This window comes from Actinoplanes sp. NPDC049548, assembly GCF_040676695.1.
In the GTDB taxonomy this organism is placed as follows: Bacteria; Actinomycetota; Actinomycetes; order Mycobacteriales; family Micromonosporaceae; genus Actinoplanes.
Window position 1 is genome coordinate 1 of the sequence record NZ_JBFAPM010000035.1, and the last position, 22,134, is coordinate 22,134.

Below are 22,134 nucleotides of genomic sequence, written 5' to 3' on the forward strand. Positions count from 1 at the left end.
CGGCCGCTGAGCTTCTCCCAGTCCTTGAGCGCGGCATCGCGCGGCGCGTCGGTGAAACCACCGGCCGCGGCGCCCCACAGCACGCCACACGACGGAACAAGCCGGACATCGGTGACACATTCGGCGGTGGGGGCCGCGGGTGCGGCCTGCGCCCCGGTCGGTCCGGCGAGTGCCGCGCCGATACCGGCGAGGACCGCGGTCAGCGACAGAACCGTCTGGCGAATGGTCGAGCGACGCAAAATCTGATCTCCCCCGAGTTGTCCGGCCTCGTCATCGGCCGGGCATACGAAAGAGATTCACAGGGCTGCGGTGCGCCGCCAGTGCCCGTACGGGTGCCGTCCGGTTGTCCGCGGACCGGCGTACGTCGGTGTGCGCTTGAATCGGTCGCCAGCCGGCGTACTTGAGAAGTCCTCGATCTCATCAGGGTCGGAGTGCTCGGTTCACCGCCGTGATCGCGGTTGGATCCCCGATCGGGTACAGACCCCACCGGGCCGCGGACCGGGCCCGGGCCAGGAACATGGGTACTCGATGGGGCGCCACGGACTGGAACCACAGAACTCCGGACTCGGCGTCCTCGAGGAAGCCGTGATACCCCTCCGCAGGCTCCGGTTCGAAGCCCTTCGCTTCGTTCGCTACCGGCGGCTTCGAGAAGATCGTGATCACCGCGTCGGGCGCGACGGCGGCGCGCGCGGAGGTGACGTCGCCGCTCGCCGGAACCCATAGCCACCGGTGCTCGTACGGTCCGGACGACTCGAGCAGGGCGAGGTCTTGGCGCAGCCCGGCGGCCGTCCGCCGGACCCGGTCCCAGAACTCGTCGTCGGCGTCGGGCAGGTCCGCGGCCGGTGCGGGCGCCGCGGGCGCGGCAAGTAGCTGGGCGGGGATCGCGGATGCGCGCGCGGGCATGTCCTCGACGCGTAGGACGACGCCGCTGTCGGCCACGGCCTCGCGTACTTGTCCTCGGATTTCCCAAACGCCGATCAGCAACAGCGAAATGGCGACGACGCGCAGGCCTACTCCCAGCGACGTGTAGGCGATCCTGGTCTCAGGCTCCCCGCTGCTGCTGGTGATGGCGAAGCGGATCAGAAACCCGGCGACGATGAGCCCGTTCCAGGCCCCTACCGCCCAATGGCGGGCGGCGGCACCCGTGCTGTCGCCGATGCGCCGCAGCAGCTGCCGGGTGCTGTGCTGCCACCACACGAAGCCACCGACATATCCGAGCACCAGTAACAGATAGATCAGGTCAAACGCCGCCGCGTTCTCGAATACGGTGCGCACCATCGGGGACAGGCCTGTCGCACCTTCGGAGGCCAGGTACGCCCACAGCGCGAAATCGCTGACGAGCAGAATCATGCCGAGGACGGCCGCCACCGCGATGGCGACGATGACGGCAGCGGTCTGCGTCTCCCAACCGCGCGGCGTCCGGGAGACGCACTCCTGCTCTTGCAGCACGATGGCCCTCGATGTCTACGACGAATTTCGCGGAGCCTATCGTGCATGGATTCGCCGCACGGCCTCAGGTGGAGCCGCGCGCCACGACGTGGACGGCGGGCAGGTCGAGCCCGGGATCCGGCTCGAAGCTCGGCTTCGAGGGAGCACCGCGCTGCCCATAGGAGTTGATTGCCTTGCGAGTCCAGGGAGATGCGACCGGCCTGAACCATCCCTTCGCCCAGCACGGTGACTGCGGGATGGCGTTCACCGACCTTACAGATCATTGACAAATATCGATAAAAGATTGAAATAGACATGTGACGCTGCAGGATGGCGCCGTGCGCCGCCGAATCGTGGTGTGCTCGCCCGATCAGCTCCGCCGGGACGCGCTGGCGGCGTACTTGAGAACCGTGCGGGGCTTCACGATCATCGGGGAGGTGGCGGACGCACGACGGCTGCTCGCATTGACCGGATCGCAGGATCCGGACACCGCGGTGATCGACGCCGGCTTTCGGATGGACGAGGCGCTCACGACGGTTCGCTCACTGCGTGCCCGGCATCCCGCGTTGCGCCTGGTTCTCGTGTACGAGCATGGCACGGTGCTGGACCAGGCAGCCATGCGCAAGTCCGGGGCTACGGCGGTGGTCCCGTACTCGCCCGGTCTGCACGGCTTGTCGGCCCTGCTGCGCGCACTACCCGCCGGCGGGGAACCCAGCTCGATCGGTAAAGGCCTCACGGCACGCCAGCGGACGGTTCTGCTGCTGGTCGCCTCCGGGTACCAGGCGGGCGAGATCGCCCGGATGCTGAACATCAGCCCCGGCACGGTGGGCCACCACAAGCGCAGCGTGTACGCCAAGCTCAACGCCACCAGCGCAGCGCAGGCCATCACCCGGGCTGCCCGCCTCGGGCTCATCGAGTGGACTCCGTCGGCGCACCACCCGGCACTGGCGGGCCGGGGCACCGGGCGACCCGGCCGCTCGTTGCTCCCGGTGCTGCTCGGCGCGAGCGGCCCCACGCTCGACGCGGTCCAGATGACTCTGATCAGGCACGGCTTTCCGATGGTCCGGGAGCTCCTTCGGGCACCGGTCGCCGAGCTCGAATGGCCGCGCCTGTATCCCGGAACGGTGATCCGGATCCTGGTGAGCCCTACACCGCAACAGTGGCGGCTAGGCGCCACCCTGGGCGGGTTTGCCGTCCTTGTGCACGACGACGCGGTCGACCACCTGCTCATGGAGTACGCCCTGTCGCAGGGGGTGATCGCCATCATCCAGTCCGGCGATGTCGCCGACCGGCTGATCCCCGTTCTCGAACTGGCGGCTGTGGGCTACATGGCGATGGATCCGGCTGCCGGGGCGCTGCTCGCCGAATCACTGTGGGCAGCGGCGGCGCATCCGCCCACCCCGGCCCTGGCCCTCACTCCCCGCGAACACGACATCCTGCGCTGCATCGAACGCAACTGCACGGTGCGGCAGACAGCGCGCGCACTCGGCATCGCGGCGAAAACCGTGGAGAACGCGCAGAGCCATCTGTTCCGCAAGCTCGGCGTGTACAACCGGGCGGCCGCTCTGAGCAAGGCCTACGCGCTGGGACTGCTGGATCCCGAGTCGGCCTGACCGGGTGGCGTCCGCCCGGCGGCCCCCGGGGGATGCGGAGCGTACCCCCGGGGGTTTCTGGCTACTTCGCCGAATCGGCAGCCGCCATACACTCCTCGAAGGCATCGCCGCACCCACGGGTCTCCAGCCGCCGGTCACGGTTCCCGCCGGCCGCGCGCCACGCCGAGGGCTTGCCGCCGCTCACCACCGCGCCACCCCGTCTCCTCCAGGGGTCTCCCACCGCTGCCCGCCTGCGCCCAGCCCGCTCGTATCGACCGATCGGGGCGGCCGGGCGACGCCCAACCACCGGGAAGGCAGAACGACATGGACCAGGCTTCCACCGGTACGGGCCGTCGGCCCCGACCGGTCACCACGACCGGAACGATCTCGCTCGTCGCCCTTCTGCTGACTCTGGCCGTGACCGCCTGGTGGTGCGTCATGCCACCAGACGTGCTCGTCGGCGGTGACCCCCACGGCCTGCGGCACCTGAGCGTGGGGGCGCTCGTCGCGCTGCCGCCGGCCCTGCTGGCGGTGGCCGGGACTGCGTGGTGGGCCGGCCGGCGCGCCGGTGGGCCGTTCTCGCTGTGGGCGCATGCAGGCGTGACCGCGGGCCTTTTCGCGGGACTTCTCCTCCTCACAGCGCCGCTTCAGGGTGGCATCCGGACCGCCCTGCAGGCGACGCCGGATGAGCCGAACCTCGCGGCGGTCCGGTACGACACGTCGTGTCTGCCGATGTTCAGCGAGGCGGAATGCCGCCGTGCGCAGGACGCTCTCGCGGGTGCTGACGCCCGGACCGTGGAGCGGGCGCACCACGAAATGCTGGCAACAACCGGGCACTCGGCGGCTGACCACGCCGCGATGAACGCACCGTTCTACGCACCCGCGAATGACGCCGTCGCGGGTTCCGGGGCGAACACCGTGGCGTTCGCGATCCAGGACACCTTCTTCGTCGTGCTGGTGGCTCTGCCGTTGATGCTGCTCGTACTGTTCGTGGCCCGCAGGCGCAGACCGACCGGGGTGACCGGCCGCGGCACGGATCGCTCGGCCCGGCTCCGGTACCGGATGACGGCCCTGGTCGGACTCGCTGCGCTCCTGGTCGCGGGCGACGTGGCGTGGAGCCGTCCCGCCACGGCCGCGGTCGTCCCGTTCAGCACCCCACTCAACATCCCGCCGACACTCACCGACGCTGCCATCACCATCCAGATGCGACAGGCCAGCGTGCAGATCATGCCGACCGGCCCGGCGACGCAGATGTGGACGTACAACGGGCTCTTCCCCGGCCCGATCATCCGGCGGCCGAGCGGTCAGCCCACCCGCATCACGTTCCAGAACAACCTGCCGGGTGCCGCCGGTCAGCTCACGGTCCACCAGCACGGCAGCCACGCCCTGTCGACCGAGGACGGCCAGCCGAACACCCAGCTGATCGGGCAGGGCGGCCAGCGTACGTACGTCTACGACAACACGGAGAGCGGCGGTCCCGAGCGGGCCGCCACGCAGTGGTACCACGACCACCGCATGGACGTCACGGGCCGTAACGTCTGGAACGGCCTCGTAGGGTTGCTCATCGTGGACGACGCCGTGGACTCCGCGCTGCCGCTGCCCCGCGACCAGTTCGATGTTCCGCTCATCATCACCGACCGCACCTTCGACGCGAACAACCAGATCCCGTACAACTTCCAGCTGTTCGGCACGGTCGGCGACACGTGGCTGGTCAACGGCCGGCCGCAGCCTTACTTCGACGTGGCCGACCGCCGGTACCGGATCCGGATCCTCAACGCCGCCAACCGGCGCCCGATGACGCTGGCACTGAGCAACGGAGCGGCGATGACGCAGATCGGCACCGAGAGTGGTCTCCTGCCGGCACCGGTGCAGCGCACCTCCATCAACCTGCAGCCGGCCGAGCGGGCGGAGATCGTCGTCGACTTCAACGGGCTGCTCGGGCAGAACCTGGTGCTGCTGGACACGGAAACGACCGGCACCAACGGCAACCCGCCGCGCGAACTCATCCAGTTCCGGGTCGACCGGGATGTCGCCACCGATCCGAGTACGGTGCCGGCCACGCTGCGTCCGGTGCCGCCGCTGCCCACGCCGACTCGGGACCGCGAGTTCGACCTGCGGATCCGTAACGGTCGGTGGACCATCAACAACCAGTCGTTCGATCCCGACCGCATCGACGCAGACCCGGTCCGCGGGACCACCGAGCGTTGGACGTTCTTCAATGTGTCACCGTCACCGCATGCCATCCATCTGCATGACGTCGACTGGAGACTGGTGCGCCGGTTCCGGGTGGCCGGTGACTTCAACAACCCCACAGTCGGCACCCCCTTGCCCATCCCGCCCGCGGAGGCGGGGCTGAAGGAGACCTTCCTCGTGCCGCAGGGCGAGGGCATATCGGTGGCAACCACGTTCAACGACAACGTGGGTGAGTACGTCTTCCACTGCCACATGATCGAACACGAGGACCTCGCCATGATGGGCAGGTTCGTGGTCCGGCAGCCATAGGCCGCTATCGCGCATCACCGCGTGACTCGCAACGGCGCATCGCTTCACCAACCTCGCGACCTACTGATACACGGTCTTAGCCGGCCCGGGCCAGCAACCGGTGGATGTCGCCGCGGGCACGGCGGGCCTCGGGCAGCATCGGGACCAGCAGCCAGTCGTGCAGCAGACCGGTGCGCAGCTCCAGCCGTACCTCCGACCCGGCGGCCCCGGCCCCCTCCCGCAGCCGGACCGCGTCGGGGTGCAGCAGGTCCAGCGTGCCGGCGTAGACGGTCGTCGGCGGCAGCCCGTCGAGCGGCCCGAACAACGGGCTGACCATCGGATCGGTCGGGCTGAGCCGACCGGCCCACAGCCGTCCGCAGGCCCGCATGCCGGCCAGGTCGAGCATCGGGTCGGCCACCGTGGCGCTGCGCGCGTCGCTGAGGGTCACGTCCAACCAGGGGCTGAGCAGTACCAGCCGACCCGGCACCAGCGCGCCGCGGCGGCGGAGCTCCTGCACGGCGGCCAGGGCGAGGCCGCCGCCGGCTGAATCGCCCAGCACCCGAACGGCGGCTGGGCCGTGCTCGGCAATGATTCGAGTGAGCAGGTCCGCCACGGCGGGGACGACGGTCCCGGCCGTGCCGGCCGGCGCCAGCGGGTAGCCGGGCACCATCACGGCACTTCCGGTGCGCCGCACGAGGTCGGCGTAGTAGCCGTAGTGTGCGGCCGTGATCTCCCGCACGTAGGCGCCGCCGTGCAGTGCCACCACGACCGCCCCGTCACCGGGCCGGCGCGCGGAACGCAGGGTCCACATCGGCCAGCCGAGGTGGGCGCTGCGCTCGACCTGTACACCTCGCCGGGTCCACGGTGGCGGCGGGGGGAGCCGACGACGGCGGGCCGGTGCGTTGGGCTTCGGTACCCGGCCCGGAGCCAGGATCCGGTTGGCCCGTACCAGCCGCAGGGCACGGACCACCGCGGCATGCTGCCAGCTCGGCGCCGTGGCTGGGGTGGCGCTCATCGGGCTTCGAGGGTCGGCGCAGCCTCGCGGAGGACGTACCGGTCGGCGTCGAAGTGGCGCAGCCGGCGCCGCAGCGTGGTGATGGACCACGGCCAGATCGTGCTGTTGCGACCAGTGCGATCCAGGTAGTAGCTGGCGCAGCCGCCGGCGTTGTAGACCGTGCCGGCGAGCGCGCGGTGCAGCGCGATGTCGTGCTCCGCCTGCACCTCGGGGCGCAGCTCGACGGTGGCGAGCCCGCGCCGGCGCATCGTGCGGACCGCGTCGACCAGGTAATGGAGCTGCGGCTCGATGATGCTGAACGCCGAGGCGTGTCCGGAGCCGCTGTTGGGCCCGAGGGTGAGGAACAGGTTCGGGTAGCCGGTGACCGTGGTGCCCAGGTACGCGGTGGGACTGCCCCGCCAGGCCTCGCTGAGGGTGCGGCCGTCCCGGCCGGCGATCCGCTCGGCGATCGGCGGGTCGGTCACCCGGAAGCCGGTGCCGAAGATGATCGTGTCGACCGGCGTGACACTGCCATCGACGCCGACCACGGCGTCCGCGCGCATCTCCCGTACGCCGGTCGCGTGCACCTGCACATTGGGCCGGGTGAGCGCCGGGTAGTACTCGTTGGAGAAGAGGATCCGCTTGCATCCGAGGGCGAACCGGGGGGTGAGCACCTCGCGCAGATCCGGGTCGGTGACGGCCTGGTGCATCCGGCGCAGCGCCCACCGCTCGATCGGCCGCATCGCCCTGGGCCGGTCGAAGCCGACGCCGACCGCTTCGTGCAGTGCGTACACCGCGCCGCGGGCGGCAGCCTGAGCGGCGGGGATCCGCCGGAACAGTCGCTGGACCGCCGGCGGCACCGGACCGTCGAACTTGGGCAGCACCCAGGACGCCGTGCGCTGGAACAGGTGCAGCTCGCCGACGTGGGGGGCGATCTTCGGGACGAACTGCACCGCCGAGGCGCCGGTGCCTACCACGGCCACGCGCCGGCCGGTCAAGTCGTGTCCGTGGTCCCAGCGGGCGGAGTGGAAAGCGGTGCCGGCGAAGGTGTCCAGCCCCGGCAGGTCGGGCACGGCCGGCTCGGCGATCGGTCCGGCGGCGGCGACGAGCACCCGGGCGGTGTACCGCCCCCGGCCGGTGTCCAGGTGCCAGCGCCCAGTGAGTTCGTCCCAGCGCGCCGACCGCAGCTCGGTGCCGTACCGCAGGTGCGGCAGCACCCCGTGCTCGTGCGCGGTACGGCGCAGATAGGCGCCGATCTCCGCCTGTCCGGAATAGAGCCGCGACCAGGCGGGGTTGGGCGCGAAGGAGTACGAATAGAGCACTGACGGCACGTCGCAGGCGCAGCCGGGGTAGGTGTTGTCCCGCCAAACCCCGCCCACGTCGTCCGCCCGCTCCAGCACGAGGAAGTCGTGCACGCCGGCTCGCCGCAGCGCGATGGCCGCGCCGATGCCGGAGCAGCCGGCGCCGACGATCACCACCTCGAAGTTCCCCTCCTCGTCCATGCCGCCCTCTCCTTCTTTTGAGATACCCACGGTATCGGAAGACTATAGGTATTCGAAGTCCAACGGTAGGGGGACCTAGGATGGGGCGATGCGCCGACTGAGCCGGACCGAGAGCCGCGAACGCACCCGCGAGCAGCTCCTCGAGACAGCCCGGTTGCTGTTCCTGAGGGACGGCTACCACGCCACCTCGCTGGAGAAGGTCGCCGAGGCGGCCGGCTTCTCCAAGGGCGCCGTCTACTCCAACTTCCGCAGCAAGGACGAGCTCTGCCTGGCCGTCCTCGAGCAGCTCGAGCAGGAGGAACTGGCGGCCGTCGCCGCGGCCCTGGCCGCCGGGGACACCTGGGCCCAACGGGCGGACGCCCTGCGCGACTGGGCCGAACACGCCGTCGGCGACGCCGGCTGGACCCTGCTCGGCATCGAGCTCGCGGTGCAGGCCCGCCGTGACCCGGTCCTGCGCGACGGCCTGGTCCGCAAGCACCGGGCCGCGGTCGAGCTGCTCGCCGCAGCCCTCGCCGGCCAGTTCGACCGTGACGGCCGGCGCCCGGCGCTGCCGGTGCCGACGCTCGCCGCGGCCCTGCTCGACCTCGCGATCGGGCTGGCCATCGGGCGCAGCCTCGACCCGCAGCGGCCGGTCGACACTCTGACCGAGACGTTGCAGGCGCTCGTCGGTTCCGACCCGGGCTGATCAGCCCTCTCGGAACCGACGCGGCGACAACCCGGCGCTGTCCTCGCTGAAGCCGCGGATGGCGCGACGATCAATGCCGCTTGTTCGGCACGTCAGCCGCCGGCGACCGATGGGCCGCGATCCAGGCCTCTACGTCCTCGGCCAACCACACCTTGCCTTGAGCAAGATCTGCGACCGGGCGGGGGAAGTCCAGTTGACTCGTGATTTGGTAGGTGCGCTGCCGGGTGACGCCCAGCCGAATCCGGATCTCATGCGCTCCCATGAGCCGCACTGGTCGTGACCCCATACCCACGACTATAGTCAGGTGACTATGGTCGAGCCGCAGGGTCAGCTGGGCGGCCAGCGCCGCGGCGATCGGAGATCGCTCCTATTGCGCCAGCTGTCGGTGTGAGCTCCGAGCCATACCTGCCCAGACGCGCGCGAGTGGACGGACGTCACGGCCGGCCCGTGGCGCGGGCAATCGCTCAGTTTCGGAGCAGCAGCGGCAGTGTTCTTCGGCAAGGATCCAAGTCCGGCGGCGTCCGGTTCCAAGGGTCACTTCACTGCCGGCGACCCTCTCCAGGGTGAACGCAGTCGATGGCCGCGTACCGTGAGGGTGAACGTGCGGTAACCGCACCGGTTGGGCCATATGCCGGGCGGTCGGTGTCCGGTAAACCGCTAGGGGAGTGCCGGTGGAGACTGGCCCTTGTCGGCCTGTCGCGAGGAGGTGGCGGGTGTGGGGCCGTTGTCGGTCAGCCTTGATCAAGGGACGCTCTGTTTGGCGTTGCGCGGCGATATCGACTTCGTCAACTCGGCGCCGATCACGCAGGCGATGCGAGAGGCGGTGGCCGAGGGTCGGCCGAAGCTGGTAGTGGTGGACGTGGCCGAGGTGAGCTTCCTGGATTCCTCGGGCCTCGGGGCGTTGGTGGCTGTCCTGCGCGCCGCGGCGGATTGCGGTGCCGCGTTCCGGGTGGAGCGTCCCAACGCGAATGTGTACGGCCAATTCGAGATCGCCGGCCTGCTGGAGCTGTTCGGTCTGGGCGGCTCTGATGGTGGCGGCAGCGGTGCCGGGCGGTGAGCAACGACAGTGGCGGGGGCGCTGGACCCGTACGTTCGAGGTGCCGGCAGGAAACGTCTGACAGGGCGGACCGCTGCGGGCCGCCGACGGAGGCGCGATGACCGTGGAGCAGCATCACGAGTACCGGCAGCGGCTGGTCGCGCTGGAGGAGACGGTGGCGCGGGCACAGCTGGACCCCGCCGCACAGGTGCAACGGGCAGCTGGGCTCCTGGCGGGCCGGGTTGGTTGCCAGGTCGACGAGGCCCACACCTATCTGCTCAACCGCGCAGCGCAGCAGGGCCGCCCGGTGACTGCGGTGGCCGGCGAGATCCTGACGGCACTCCAGGGCCGTCGAGGGCCCGGCATCCGGCCCCTGGATGTCGAGGTGGACCAGGCGCTGCGCCCCCGGTGCGAGGGGTCGGGGCAGCGGGTTTCCGCGCCTGCACCGCCACGGGCGGTCGACGACTGGGGTCCGCTGATGCAGCAGGTCCTCGACGCGGTGCCGGGTAACCTCATGGTGCTGTCGCCGGAGTTCGGCGACAGCTCCGAGATCACCGATTGGGTTGTCGTTGCAGTAAGTCAGGAGACGGCCGACTTCTCCGGCCAGAACGTGGCCCGGGCGGTGGGCCGGCGCATTACCGAGGTATATCCCGCCACGGTGGACACGCCGGTGTGGCAGGCCTGGCGCGACGTGGTGGCTGACGGGCGGGCGCGCGAGGTGGGGCCCTTCTCCTACGTGGGCAGGAGTGATCGGTCACCCGCCAACGTGTTGATGAGCGCCTGGGTTTCGCCGGTAGGGCCGGGAGTGCTGAGCCGATGGGTACGCCAGGACGAGCAGACGCGGCAGGCCGAACGGATAGCGCAAACCGAACGGCTGGGTCAGCTCGGCTGGGGTGAAGCCGATCTGATCACCGGGCAGATCATCTGGTCGGACGAGTTGTACCGCATCTATGAGCGCGACCCAGCCCTGGGGCCGCTGTCCAGCGAAGAGCAGACCGCCCTGACACTGCCCGAGGACGAGCCGATCCGCCGGCAGGCGGCGGAGGGCTTCGGGCGCGGGGACACCGTCGATGTCACCACCCGAATCCGCGTCGGTGGCCGGGTCAAGCATGTGCGCACGGTCGTCGACGCGGTCCGCGATGTACAGGGCCGGCCGGTGAAGGTGTACGGCATCGTCCAGGACGTCACCATGCAGCACACGACCCGGGCGGCGCTGGCCGAGGCGGAGCAGTTGCTGCAGCAACACCAGCACAGCCTTGCCGCTGAGCATGAACTCGCCGCTCAACTGCGGCAGATCGTGCTGCCCGTACCCGCCGAGCCGTTCGACCTTCCCGGGCTGCGGGTCGCCGTCCGCTACCTACCGGCCGAGGAGGCCAGTCGGGTCGGCGGCGATTGGTTCCACGCTGCCGAAGCCGACGACGGCAGCGTGGTGCTCGCCATCGGCGACGTGGCCGGCCACGGTATGCACGCCGCCACGGTGATGGCCCAGCTGCGGCACATGCTCTCCGGCCTCACCGTGACCACCACCACCGACCCGGCGCACCTGCTGTGGCACCTCAACCGGCTGCTCTACTCCTGCGCCACCACCGCGACCGCTGCGGTTGCCCGGTTCGATCCGCAGAACCGATCGGTGACCTGGGCGCAGGGCGGGCACCCTGCGCCGCTGCATGCCCGCGCCGGCACCACCACCGAACTGGCCCGGCCACGCGGGCAGCTGCTCGGTGCTGCCCGCACCACCAACTACGACAGCGCCACGGTGAACCTGGCCCCCGCCGACCTGCTGCTGTTCTACACCGATGGACTGATCGAACACCGTAGACACACCCTCGCCGAGGGGCTCGCCCCTGTCATCGCCACGCTCAACGACATCTCCACTTCGGGCAGCCGCCAACCTCTGGCCGACCTGCTGGCGCGGCTGCGCCGAGCCAACCCCGACGACGACACCTGCATCCTGGCCGTACGCCATTACATAGCGGCAAGCGAGAATCTCCAGTCAGACCAGTCCGCCGTGAGCTCCGAAGGTAACGATGCCTGAACAGCAGCACCCTTTGAACGGCGATCCGGGCCGGGATCCGGGCCACCCGCTGACGGCCCGCGACTTCGCCCACGATGATCTCGACGGGCTGCGCCATGAAGTGACTCGGCTCGCGGAGCGAAACGGCCTCACCGATCCCGCCCTGTACCGGTTCGTCCTCGCCGTTCACGAGCTCGCCACCAACGCCGTGCGCCACGGCGGCGGTCATGGACACCTCGAGCTGCGACGTACGGACGACCACCTCCGGTGCAGGATCACTGACCATGGCCCCGGGATTCCGCAGGTACATCCCCCTGGCCGTCCGGCTCCGGGCGCACTGAGCGGGCGCGGCCTGTGGCTGGCCGGCCACGGAGGCCAGCTCACCTGGACCAGCGACAGCCAGGGCGCCACCGTCATTCTGACCTGCCCCGTTGCAGCGCCGATCGAGGTTGAGGACCTCAAGGGTGGCCCGGGTCCCGACTAGGCCGTTGCGAGCGGTCGACTCGTCGATCAAAGGGGCTGATGCTGACCTCGTACGAGGGCGACGAGGCGTTGTTCGCCGCCATCATGGCCGGGCTTCCCGTACGCCCGGGTCGCGGGCGGCCGGAAGCTGCTGGAACCGGCGTCGCTCACCGGCCAAGGGCGAGGTGATGAGCGGGCATGGCCGCCACGCGCCGGGGCGTACGCCCCGGCGCGGCCGGTCTGTACATCCGCCTCAAGGCGAAGCCGTCAGGGACGGGCGAGGTGATTCCCACTGCGGCGGCGATCCACCCGGCGGCACGGGAGGCGCCGGGGGCGCCGGGGGAGTGGGCGGTTCGCTGTGACGGCGACCAAGTCCCGTGCCCCCGACGACGATCAGCATGACTGCCAGCGCGCCCAGGACGACTCCGCTGACGAGCAGGCCGATGCCCAGGCCTGTCAGGTCGGGGATCTGCGTCGCGGCCCGCACGTCGGCGGAGACGCCGGGGGAGCCGTCGGCGTTGGCGAGCACCACCGTGTATTGCCCGTCGGTGACCCGCCACGTCATCCGGGCGCCGGAGGTTCCGCTCGTCGAGGCGAGCCAGAAGTCCTGTGCCGCGGGCGTCGTCGTCGCCCGGACCACGCCGCTGGTGCGCTCGTAGCGGACGGTCGTACCGGTCACGTCAGCGATCCGGTCCCGGGCCGTTCCGGTCAACCAGCGGTCGACGTCGGATCGGCGGCCGATGCCGACGAACACCGGTTGAGCAGTGCTGCTGTCCGCGCTGATCCGCACACCGCCCACGTCGGCGAAAAGACGCGTCCATTCGCCGGCGTGCTCGATGGTGAGATCCTCGGTGGTGACCGCTGCGGTGGCGGATGTCAGCTGCAGGGCGGAACTCGTGACGTACCCCGAGCTGTCGCGGCCGCTCTGGAGGGCGAGCAGGGCGCCTCCCGCGACGCCGGTGCCGACGACGGGTAGCAGCAGGATCACCCCCGCCACGAGTGCGGTGACCGGGCCCACGACGGAGCCTTGCCGGGAGCCGTGGTGTGCCTGCGGGCGGTCCGGTGGGTCGTCCGGGTCGCCGTCCGGCTCACGCTCGCCCTGATCCAACCGGAACGGCGGGTACGGCGTCAGCAGCGTGAGGTAGGCGATGACCCTGAGGTTCCAGCGGGCGACGCCGACGAGCAGGTCGTACAAGCCGCGGGGATACCGCCGCGCGAACAGCAGGCCGACTCCGGCGATGAGGATTCCGGCGGTCACCACGCCTACCGGGACGCCGTTGCCGTTGTCCTCCGCGGTCAGCAGGAGGGCGGCGCCCCCGGTGAGCGCCCCGACGAGCACCAGGTGCGGAATCGCGAACAACCACGCAACGAGTGGCAGCCACCGCCGTGGCCGGGCCGGGGCATCCACCCGCAAACGCGCCGGATAGTCGGGTACGTCGGCCAGTGTGAACGGCGGGTACCGGTCGGTGCCCAGCGCCTGGTAGCCGTAATAGCCCACGCGCCACGTCCACCGCAGCACGCCGACGTTGTAGGCCTGGATTGCGTGCGGATACCTGCCGGTGATCAGGACCGCGAGGTACGCGACGAGGGTGAGCACGACGAAGCCCACCCAGAGCACGGCCAGGATGAGGGAGTGCGGGATCAGCAACAGCCATTTGACGAGCCACAGCCACCGGCTCAGTGACTCGTCGCGCCGTGCCTCGACCCGCAGCGGACAGCGGTTCATGACACCTCCTGCAACGGTCGCCTTCAGCACACCGCCGCAGCCGCCGTTACGGGCAGGGCCGCAGGTCCCCTCCCGGACGGTCGCCCGGCTTCTACTGTCGGCGCTCGGCTCGCAGCGTTTGCAGGCGCCGCTGGTACTCGTCGGTGTCGATGTCGCCGCGGGCCAGGCGGTCGGCCAGCACCCTTTCGGCGTCCGCGGTCGGGTCCGGCGAGGCGGGGGGTTCGACGGTACGGCCGGCGAGCGGCCGCACCAGGACGAACACCAGCGCCGCCAACAGCGCCACGGTGAGGATCATGAGGACCCAGCCTCCGGCGCCCATGCCGCTTCCGTAGTACATCATCGTCTGCTCCCTTCTTGTAGCTGGGCCACGCGAGTGTGGACGACCGTCACCGGGCAGTCGGCGTGGTGCAGCAGGTGCAGGCTGGTGGAGCCGAGCAGCGTGCCGGAGACGGCGCCGTGCCCGTGGCTTCCTACGACCAGCAGCCCGGCACGCTTCGACGCGAGGGTCAGAGCGCTTGCGGGGGGCCGGCGGGTGAGGCAGACGGTTGTGCCCACCTGGGGGTACTTGTCCTGCCAAGGCGCCAACAGCGCGTGCAGGCGGTCCTCCTCGGCCTCGTCCAGCAAGCGCGCCGGAACGGCGGTCGTCGACATGGTGCCGACCCACGGAGAGATGACCGGTGTGTAGCTGTGCACCACACGCAGGTCGCATCCGCGCAGCTCAGCGAGCTCGTACGCGCGCTGCAGCACCATCTCGCCGCGTGGGGACAGGTCGACGCCGACCGCGATCGGCGCCTCGCGCACATCGCGACGGCCACGAACGACGGTGACCGGGCACGAGGCATGCACGGCTACGCGGCGGCTCACCGATCCCAGGATCAGGGCGGCAAGATCGCCTCGTTCCCGGCTGCCGACCACCACGAGCGCAACGGCGTCGGAAAGCTCGATCAGGTGGGAGGCGGGGTCGCCGATCATCGCGTCCGCCTCCAGCCAGATACCGGGTGCGACGGCGCGAGCCTGGTGCAGCGCCGCAGTCGTCACCGCATCGGCCATGGCCTGTGCTGCTCTGGCCGAATCGCTGCTGCAGCCGTGCCGATACGAGTCGTGATCCCAGTCGAAGCAATGCACGATGCGCAACAGCACATTCCGCCGCGCTGCCTCTGCAGCGGCCCAGCGGACGGCCGCGGCCCCGGCCATCGTGCCGTCGGTTCCTACGACGATGTCGGTGCGAGCCATTGATGTGCTCCCTTCGGCCGTGTTCCCCATCCTGGATCGCGTGGGGAACGCCGGTGAAGGGTCGACTGGTCCTACTTCGATGGGGCGCTCGGCACCCGGTGACCAGCGACGGACTTCCGGCCCTGGTGCCGTTCAGGCGTCGCGCCGAGCCTGGAACCATGACCGCACAGGTACCTCGAGTGATCATCGGCTTCGACGGTTCCCCGGCGGCGATGGCCGCGATCGATGCCGGCGCGGCCTTGTTCCCGGACACGCAGGCCAGCATCGTGCATCTGTGGACACCACCCTTCGCCAGTGATTCCCTGCGGCGGCGGCTCTGGAGCGGCACAGCGGGGATCGACCGGTTCGTGGAGGCGGTCGAGCGTGAAGGCGCCCGCGAGGCCGAGCGCATCGCCCGGGCCGGTGTCGTGCTTGCGCGTGCCGCGGGGTGGGACGCCGAGGCGGTGGTCGAGCGCGGCTACGGCGGCGACGGCGTACAGATCGCCGAGCTGGCCGGCAAGCTCGACGCCCAGGCGGTGATCGTAGGATCACGGGGACTCGGCGGCACCAGGGCGCTGCTCGGCAGCGTGTCCGACATGGTGGTGCACTACGCCCGGGAGCCGGTGCTGGTGATACCGCATCCGCTGCTGGCCGAGGAGTCCGGCGCCCTGCGAGCCGGCCCTGTCGTGATCGGCTGGGACGGCTCCGGCGGAGCCGACGCCGCGCTGGTTGCCGCGCAACGCCTGTTCCGGGAACGAGAGATCGTCCCGGTCACCGTGGAGGACGGCACCGGACACGGCCTCGAGACCAGCGGCCGGTCGGTCACCGTACTGCATGGCGACGGCATGCTGCCCAGCTCCACGCGGTCGATTGCGGCTGCGCTGTGCACGTACGCCCGCCGCCGTGAAGCGGCCGTCATCGCGATGGGATCGCGGGGGCGGTCGGCCGTCGAGGAGATCGTGCTCGGCTCCGTGGCCATGGCGACGCTCCATCACGCGTTCCGCCCGGTCCTGGTCGTACCCCACACCTCATCCCCTGCCCGGCAGCGGAAGTGATCTCTCGAGCGGCCTGCGACTCGACCCGCCGAAAGAGGACTCTTGGCCCTGACCGGTGCCCAACGGGGCTTCTAGCGTTCGAAGTGACGCCACAAGGAGGTCTCGTGATGAAGAACTGGCATGTGGACGACGTCATGACCACGGCGGTCGTCACGGTTGCGGAGGACACCCCCTACCGAACGGTGGTGGACCTGCTGATCCGGCATCGGCTCAGCGCCGTGCCGGTGGTGGACGACTTCGAACGGGTCACCGGCGTGGTCTCGGAAGCGGACCTGCTCCGCAAGATCGAGTACGCGGGCGACGAGAAGCCTCGGCTGTTCGAAGGGCGGCGCCGGCGCGGCGACCGGGTCAAGGCCGACGCACGAACCGCAGCCGACCTGATGAGCTCCCCGCCGGTGATCGCGCCGAACGGTACGCCGATCGCCGCCGCCGCCCGTCTGATGGACCGGGAGAACGTCAAGCGCCTGCCGGTGGTCGACGACCTCGGCCGCCTGGTCGGCATCGTCTCCCGCGGCGATCTGCTCAAGGTGCATCTGCGCTCGGACGACGACATCCTTCACGATGTCCGGGACGGCATCCTGCGGGTCTATCTCCTCGACGACGTCCCGAGGGTCGAGGTCACGGTCCAGGACGGCCTGGTGACCCTCAAGGGCCGCGTCGACCGCTGGTCCAGCGCCGACATCGCCAAGCGGCTCACCCGCCAGATCGCGGGCGTGGTCGGCGTCGAGGACAAGCTCGAGTACGACTACGACGACAGCAACGTTCTGGGCACCGGCATCGCGTACGGTGTGGCCTGAGGGGCCTGGTCGCCGGACCGGTGCTCCGGTGGCGTCGAGTCCAGCATCGCTCGCCGTGGTTGCCGCTGACAGGGCCGATGGCCACGAGAAGGGGACGTCAGCGAGAGGGCAGACCGGCCCCGCACTCCTGGGCTCGCGACTCTGTCCGCCCGTCGTGCCGTCGGCGACCATCGAGCTGCGAGACACGCCGTCTCGTGGGACACCGAGGGAGAAGAGGGTGGACGACCATGACGACCTTCCACCCCGCCGGGGTCACCCCGGAGGACGACACCGCCGAGCTACGTCGGCTGGCGCTGGCCCGGCTGCGCAAGAAGCGCGACCTGCAGGCGCACCTGCTTGCGTACGTGCTGGTGAACCTGTTCCTCAACGGCATCTGGCTGTTCACCACGCCGGGCGGCTTCTACTGGCCGATGTTCCCGCTGCTCGGCTGGGGCATCGGGCTGGCATTCCACGTCTGGGACGTCTACGCCCCGGAGAACCCGCCGGAGGACGCCGTCCAGCGGGAGATGCACCGGCTCAGCGGCCACTGAGCACCGACCCGCACCCGACCGGGCCGCCCGGCGAACGGCCCGGTCACGCCGAGAGCTCAGGGAGGACAGTATGGCGCCGCTGACCGTCTTCGACCGCCTCGCCCTGCATCCGTTCGTGGGCGACATGCCCACCGAATGGCTGCGTCGACTGGCCGTGCTCGGCCGGCCGGTGCTGCGCCATTCAGGATCCCGACTGTTCCACGAGGGCGCTCCGGCGAACAGCTTCTGGCTGCTCACCTCCGGAGCGGTCGCCCTGGACTTCGCAGTCCCCGGGCGTGGCGCCATCGTCATCGAGCGGATCGAGGCGGAGGCACCGGTGGGCTGGTCGTGGCTGTTGCCGCCGTACCGGTGGTCGTTGGGTGCTGTCGTCGCCGATGAGTGCCAGGCTGTCGAGTTCGACGCGCCCCGGGTGCGCCGGCTGATGGCCGAAGACGCCGAACTGGGGCGAGAGCTGTCGATGCGTTTCCTTGCCGTGCTTGCTGACCGGTTGAAAGCGGCACGGGTACGGCTGGTCGAGCTGTACGCGTACCCCGTCGATCCGGCGGAGGTTCAAGGGCGTGCCGAGTGAGGTCCGGGCCACGGCCGTAGGACCGCGCCGCACGGGCCGAAGGACCCTGTCCGGCCCGGCGCCGGCGGCGAAGCCTGAACCCATGACGCAGACGACCACGGAACCTGTTCCGGTCGACGAACGGCGTCCCCCTGTCGAGCTCTTCCGGGACCTGCGTACCAGTCCCGCGGGGCTGGGCACCCGGGAAGCCGCCCGCCGGCTCACCGTGTACGGCCCGAATGAGCTGTCCCGTCGCGGCGGGCGGCGCTGGCCGCGAGAGCTTCTGGCCCAGTTCACTCAGCCCCTCGCCGTGCTGCTCATGGTTGCCGCGGCTCTCGCGTGGCTGGGACACACGCCGGCACTGGCGGTCGCAGTGGTGGCCGTGATACTGCTCAACGCCGGTTTCGCGTTCGTGCAGGAGATGCAGGCCGAGCGGGCGGTCGAGGCGCTGGCGGCGTACCTGCCCGCCACCGTCCGGGTGCTGCGTGACGAAGCCCTGTGTGACGTACCGGCGAGGGAGCTGGTGCCGGGGGACGTCATGGTGGTCGCCGAGGGGGACCGGATCTGCGCGGACGGCCGGCTGGTGGACGGCGCGTTGTCGGTCGATCTGTCGGCGCTCAACGGCGAATCGGTGCCCGCGCCCCGGTCGGCCGACGCGGAAGTGGTCGCCGGCCCGCTACTGGAAGCGCGGGAGATGGTGTTCAGCGGCACTGTCTGCACAGCCGGCCAAGGCCTCGCCGTGGTGACCCGTACCGGGATGCACACCGAGATCGGCCGGATCGCCGCCCTGTCCCAGCGTGGTCGTACCGAGCGGAGCCCGCTCGAGCGCCAGGTGCGCAGGGCGACATGGATCATCGCCATCGTGGCGGTCGCCGCCGGGGCCGCGTTCCTGCCCGTCGGCGTGGCTGCCGGCCTGAGTTGGGCCGCGGCCGTCAGCTTCGCCATCGGGTTGATCGTGGCCAACGTTCCGGAGGGCCTGCTGCCGACCATCACCCTGGCCCTGGCGATCGGCGTACGGGAACTGGCCCGCGCCGGCGCGGTGGTGAAGCGGTTGTCGGCTGTGGAGACGCTCGGGTCGACGTCGGTCATCTGTACCGACAAGACGGGAACCCTGACCGAGAACCGTATGCGCGTCGCCCGGATCTGGCTCCGCAGCACCGAGCTGGATGCCGCAGCCGCCAGTGGTGACGGGCGGGCGCGGGAGCTTGCCTCCGCAGCAGCCCGCTGCACCACGGCAAGGGTGGCCGGGGACGGGGCGCCGCACGACACCGGCGATCCGATGGAACTGGCTCTGCTGCGCTTCGCCGACCGGCTGTCGGTGACGGTGCATGCCGCCGAACGGGACGCCGAGCGTAGTGCGCTGTACGCATTCGACAGCCGCCTCAAGCGCATGTCCACGATCGATGGCGCACGCGTGCACACCAAAGGCGCGGTGGAATCCGTGCTGCCATTGTGTGAGCGAGTCGTCGGTCCCGGCGGGCGAGCCGTGACGCTCACCCCGGAGGTGCGCGCCGAGCTGCTGGCCGCCGTCGACCGGTACGCCGCCGCGGGCCTACGGGTGCTGGCTGTGGCCTACGGCTTCGCCCGAAATGGTGAGGCGGCGCCGCCGCGCGAGGTCGCCGAGGCGGATCTGACGCTTCTAGGGTTGCTGGCCTTGGCTGACCCGCTGCGGGCGGGTGTGCCCGGGGCGGTGGAAAGGGCGCACCGGGCCGGCATCCGGATCCACGTCATCACCGGCGACTACGGGCCGACGGCAGCCGAGATAGCCCGGGAGGCGGGTATCGGCGGTGGCCGGAGGGTGGTGACGGGCGAGGAGCTGGAGGCGATGGGCGACGCCGACCTCGACCGGCTGCTGGCCGGGGAGGAGGAGATCGTCTTCGCCCGCTCGACCCCCGAGGGCAAGTTGCGCATCTGCGAGGCGTTGCGCGCGCACGGCCGCATCGTGGCGATGACCGGCGACGGCGTCAACGACGCCCCGGCACTGCGCCACGCCGACATCGGCGTCGCGATGGGCGGTTCCGGCACGGACGTGGCCCGGGAGGCCGCCACGATGGTGTTGACCGACGACAACTTCGCCACCATCGTGAAGGCCGTGCACGCCGGGCGGCGCGTGTACGACAACGTGCGCAAGTTCGTGCTGTACATCTTCGCGCACGCCGTACCCGAGGTCGTGCCCTTCCTGATCTTTGCCCTTTCCGGTGGATCGATCCCATTGCCGCTGACAGTGCTGCAGATCCTCGCCATCGACCTCGGTACGGAGACGCTGCCCGCGCTGGCGCTCGGACGCGAACCAGCGGAACCGGGCCTGATGCGCCGCCCACCGCGGCCGCCGAAGTCGGGCGTCATCGACCGGCGGATGCTGGTGCGCGCCTGGGGACTGTTGGGGATCACCTCCGCGGCACTTGTCATGGCCGGCTTCTTCTGGTCCCTGTGGCGGGCCGGCTGGTATCCGGGCGCGGCCACCGGGCCGGGCAGTGGACTGCACGAGGCTTATCGGGAGGCGACCGCCATGACGTTCGCCGGCATCGTGGCCTGCCAGATCGGCACGGCCTTCGCCGCACGCACCGACCGGGCGTCGCTGCGCTCGATCGGCCTCTTCACCAACCGGCTGCTGCTGGGCGGCATCGCGTTCGAGCTGGTCTTCGCCGCCGCGGTGATCTACCTTCCGCCGTTGCAGTCGGTTTTCGGCACAGCGGCACTCGGTCCGGCGCAGGTGGCGTTCCTGATCCCGTTCCCGCTGCTCGTGTGGGGAGTGGATGAGCTGTACCGCGCGTTCCGCCGGCGCCGGGACGACCGCGGGGCGTCATGACGGTGGCCGGCGGGTGCCGCTGGCTACGGCGTCGCGCAGGGTTCAGCCTCATGGCCATCCCCTTCGGCGCACGGCACAGCGCCGGGCTCCCTGCGGAAACCCGGCGCGCCGGAGCATCAGCTTGCGGAGACCTCGCGGACGACGGCCACAGTGCAAGCGGACTGCCGGAGGAGATGCTGGCTCACCGAGCCGAGCACCATCCCGCGGAACGCTCCACGCCCACGCGAGCCCACCACCACGAGCTGCGCCGTGGCGCTCGCCACCGCCAGCGCGTGAGCAGGGTGGTCGACCACAGCGTCGGCGGTGATCTTCACCTGCGGGTACTTGTCCCGCCATGCCGACACGATCTCGTCGAACGGCCTGCGTTCCTCGGCCGTGACCGTGTGGGTGACCAGCGGGCTGTCCTCCCAGATGCCGGTGACGGGGCGCCACGCGTGGATGATGCGGACAGGTACGTGGCGCTCGAGCGCCTGATCCAGGGCGAAGTTCAGCGCGAGCTGTGCGCACGGCGAGTCGTCCACGCCGACGACCACCGGCGCGGCGCGATCGGTCTCTCCGCGTACGACGATGACCGGGCAGTGGGCGTGGGCGCTGACGGCCACGCTGACCGAGCCGAGCACGCCGGCCACCGCGCTGTGACCTCGGCTCCCGAGCACCACCAGGCCCGCCTCGGCCGACCGTTCGATCAACGTCAACGCGGTACTCCCGTGCACGATGGACACCTTGGTGGGAACCCGGGGGTGGGTCTCCCGCGCCTGAGCCACGGCTTCCCGTAGGGAGCCTTTGATGGCACGGTCGGTCTCCCCGTCCGGCCACACCGCGGGGGCCGGCACCGTGGAGGCCGCCGGCACCCAGGTGGGCCACTCGTACGCGTAGAAGAACTCCACCAGCGCACCGGTACGGTCGGCCTCGTCCAGAGCCCAGGCAGCGGCGGCCCGGGCTTCGCAGGAGCGGTCGTAGCCGACGATGATCTTCCTTGCCTTCATCGGACTCTCCCTTCTCCCTCCATCGTCGGCCTCATCGATGGCGAGGGGCAGGGCAGCAGGTCCCGGAAGCGTGGGCCCGACGGCCTGGGCACGCCGCACTGCACGCCGACATCCCATCCGCAGGAATCGACGGCATCGTGGGCCCGATGACCTGGCAAGCCCTGGTCAGCGGGATGCTGTCCTTCTGGGACCCGAGAGTGCCGAGCAGGCCGAGCATGAACAGCCAGTCGGCTCACGGGTCGCCGGCGCCGGTCGCCGGATCATCGGAAGCCTCCTGA

19 protein-coding genes and 2 pseudogenes are annotated in these 22,134 nt (G+C 70.5%); 12 read left to right on the forward strand and 9 right to left on the reverse strand.

What is annotated here, in order from left to right:
• Together AB0J80_RS36770 and AB0J80_RS36775 are read right to left on the reverse strand one after the other, a co-directional pair.
• A pseudogene (locus AB0J80_RS36770) lies at positions 1–239 on the reverse strand (endoglucanase); the annotation flags it as partial.
• Between the two features lie 181 nt (positions 240–420).
• Positions 421–1,368 carry a hypothetical protein gene (locus tag AB0J80_RS36775; protein ID WP_364714257.1) on the reverse strand — a complete coding sequence of 316 codons (948 nt, stop codon included), beginning with the start codon at positions 1,366–1,368 and terminating at the stop codon, positions 421–423.
• A gap of 398 nt (positions 1,369–1,766) precedes the next feature.
• On the opposite strand from AB0J80_RS36775, the gene AB0J80_RS36780 reads away from it, so the two are divergent.
• Both AB0J80_RS36780 and AB0J80_RS36785 read left to right on the forward strand, forming a co-directional pair.
• Complete coding sequence (locus AB0J80_RS36780) at positions 1,767–3,041, forward strand: LuxR C-terminal-related transcriptional regulator (protein ID WP_364714259.1); 1,275 nt, start codon at positions 1,767–1,769, stop codon at positions 3,039–3,041.
• A 303-nt stretch (positions 3,042–3,344) separates the two neighbouring features.
• On the forward strand, positions 3,345–5,522 hold the full coding sequence (locus AB0J80_RS36785; protein WP_364714261.1) for a multicopper oxidase family protein: 2,178 nt from the start codon (positions 3,345–3,347) through the stop codon (positions 5,520–5,522).
• Between the two features lie 76 nt (positions 5,523–5,598).
• Here AB0J80_RS36785 and AB0J80_RS36790 read toward each other — a convergent pair whose 3' ends face one another.
• Positions 5,599–6,516: an alpha/beta hydrolase fold domain-containing protein gene (locus AB0J80_RS36790; protein ID WP_364714263.1), complete on the reverse strand. Its 918-nt coding sequence runs from the start codon at positions 6,514–6,516 to the stop codon at positions 5,599–5,601.
• Complete coding sequence (locus AB0J80_RS36795; RefSeq protein ID WP_364714265.1) at positions 6,513–7,997, reverse strand: NAD(P)/FAD-dependent oxidoreductase; 1,485 nt, start codon at positions 7,995–7,997, stop codon at positions 6,513–6,515. Before AB0J80_RS36795 ends, AB0J80_RS36790 begins: the two co-directional genes overlap by 4 nt.
• An 88-nt stretch (positions 7,998–8,085) precedes the next feature.
• Between AB0J80_RS36795 and AB0J80_RS36800 the strand changes: the two genes are divergently transcribed.
• Complete coding sequence (locus AB0J80_RS36800; protein WP_364714267.1) at positions 8,086–8,682, forward strand: TetR/AcrR family transcriptional regulator; 597 nt, start codon at positions 8,086–8,088, stop codon at positions 8,680–8,682.
• A 70-nt stretch (positions 8,683–8,752) separates the two neighbouring features.
• Here AB0J80_RS36800 and AB0J80_RS36805 read toward each other — a convergent pair whose 3' ends face one another.
• Positions 8,753–8,968, reverse strand: coding sequence for a DNA-binding protein (locus AB0J80_RS36805; protein ID WP_364714269.1), 216 nt, complete (start codon positions 8,966–8,968; stop codon positions 8,753–8,755).
• Between the two features lie 429 nt (positions 8,969–9,397).
• Here AB0J80_RS36805 and AB0J80_RS36810 point away from each other — a divergent pair, with 429 nt between their 5' ends.
• From AB0J80_RS36810 to AB0J80_RS36825, 4 genes and pseudogenes are all read left to right on the forward strand, one after another.
• Positions 9,398–9,739, forward strand: coding sequence for an STAS domain-containing protein (locus AB0J80_RS36810; RefSeq protein ID WP_364714270.1), 342 nt, complete (start codon positions 9,398–9,400; stop codon positions 9,737–9,739).
• Positions 9,740–9,836: 97 nt separating this feature from the next.
• Complete coding sequence (locus AB0J80_RS36815) at positions 9,837–11,753, forward strand: SpoIIE family protein phosphatase (protein WP_364714272.1); 1,917 nt, start codon at positions 9,837–9,839, stop codon at positions 11,751–11,753.
• Positions 11,746–12,216, forward strand: coding sequence for an ATP-binding protein (locus tag AB0J80_RS36820; protein ID WP_364714274.1), 471 nt, complete (start codon positions 11,746–11,748; stop codon positions 12,214–12,216). The genes AB0J80_RS36815 and AB0J80_RS36820 overlap by 8 nt, the downstream gene beginning before the upstream one ends.
• Positions 12,215–12,357: pseudogene (locus AB0J80_RS36825) on the forward strand (DNA-binding response regulator); the annotation flags it as partial. The gene AB0J80_RS36820 and the pseudogene AB0J80_RS36825, both read left to right, overlap by 2 nt.
• Positions 12,358–12,447: 90 nt before the next feature.
• On the opposite strand, the gene AB0J80_RS36830 reads toward AB0J80_RS36825, so the two are convergent.
• The 3 genes from AB0J80_RS36830 to AB0J80_RS36840 all read right to left on the reverse strand — a co-directional run bounded on the left by AB0J80_RS36830 (position 12,448) and on the right by AB0J80_RS36840 (position 15,183).
• Positions 12,448–13,920, reverse strand: coding sequence for a DUF4389 domain-containing protein (locus AB0J80_RS36830; RefSeq protein ID WP_364714276.1), 1,473 nt, complete (start codon positions 13,918–13,920; stop codon positions 12,448–12,450).
• 91 nt (positions 13,921–14,011) lie between these two features.
• Positions 14,012–14,260 carry an SHOCT domain-containing protein gene (locus AB0J80_RS36835; RefSeq protein ID WP_364714278.1) on the reverse strand — a complete coding sequence of 83 codons (249 nt, stop codon included), beginning with the start codon at positions 14,258–14,260 and terminating at the stop codon, positions 14,012–14,014.
• Positions 14,257–15,183 (reverse strand): universal stress protein, encoded by a 927-nt coding sequence (locus tag AB0J80_RS36840; protein ID WP_364714280.1) that lies wholly within the window; start codon positions 15,181–15,183, stop codon positions 14,257–14,259. Before AB0J80_RS36840 ends, AB0J80_RS36835 begins: the two co-directional genes overlap by 4 nt.
• A 128-nt stretch (positions 15,184–15,311) precedes the next feature.
• On the opposite strand from AB0J80_RS36840, the gene AB0J80_RS36845 reads away from it, so the two are divergent.
• The 5 genes from AB0J80_RS36845 (at position 15,312) to AB0J80_RS36865 (ending at position 20,870) form a co-directional block, all read left to right on the forward strand.
• Positions 15,312–16,187: a universal stress protein gene (locus AB0J80_RS36845; protein WP_364714281.1), complete on the forward strand. Its 876-nt coding sequence runs from the start codon at positions 15,312–15,314 to the stop codon at positions 16,185–16,187.
• 107 nt (positions 16,188–16,294) lie between these two features.
• The gene (locus AB0J80_RS36850; protein WP_364714283.1) at positions 16,295–16,984 is read left to right on the forward strand and encodes a CBS domain-containing protein; all 690 of its coding nucleotides are present in this window, start codon (positions 16,295–16,297) and stop codon (positions 16,982–16,984) included.
• A 227-nt stretch (positions 16,985–17,211) separates the two neighbouring features.
• A complete protein-coding gene (locus AB0J80_RS36855; RefSeq protein WP_364714285.1) occupies positions 17,212–17,514 on the forward strand; it encodes a 2TM domain-containing protein in 303 nt (100 codons plus the stop codon).
• A gap of 70 nt (positions 17,515–17,584) precedes the next feature.
• Entirely contained in the window at positions 17,585–18,082 is a 498-nt protein-coding gene (locus tag AB0J80_RS36860) for a cyclic nucleotide-binding domain-containing protein (protein ID WP_364714287.1), read from the forward strand.
• A gap of 82 nt (positions 18,083–18,164) precedes the next feature.
• A complete protein-coding gene (locus tag AB0J80_RS36865; RefSeq protein ID WP_364714289.1) occupies positions 18,165–20,870 on the forward strand; it encodes a cation-transporting P-type ATPase in 2,706 nt (901 codons plus the stop codon).
• 116 nt (positions 20,871–20,986) lie between these two features.
• Here the strand turns inward: AB0J80_RS36865 and AB0J80_RS36870 are convergent, their stop codons facing one another.
• Entirely contained in the window at positions 20,987–21,856 is an 870-nt protein-coding gene (locus tag AB0J80_RS36870; protein WP_364714291.1) for a universal stress protein, read from the reverse strand.
• Positions 21,857–22,134 lie beyond the last annotated feature (278 nt).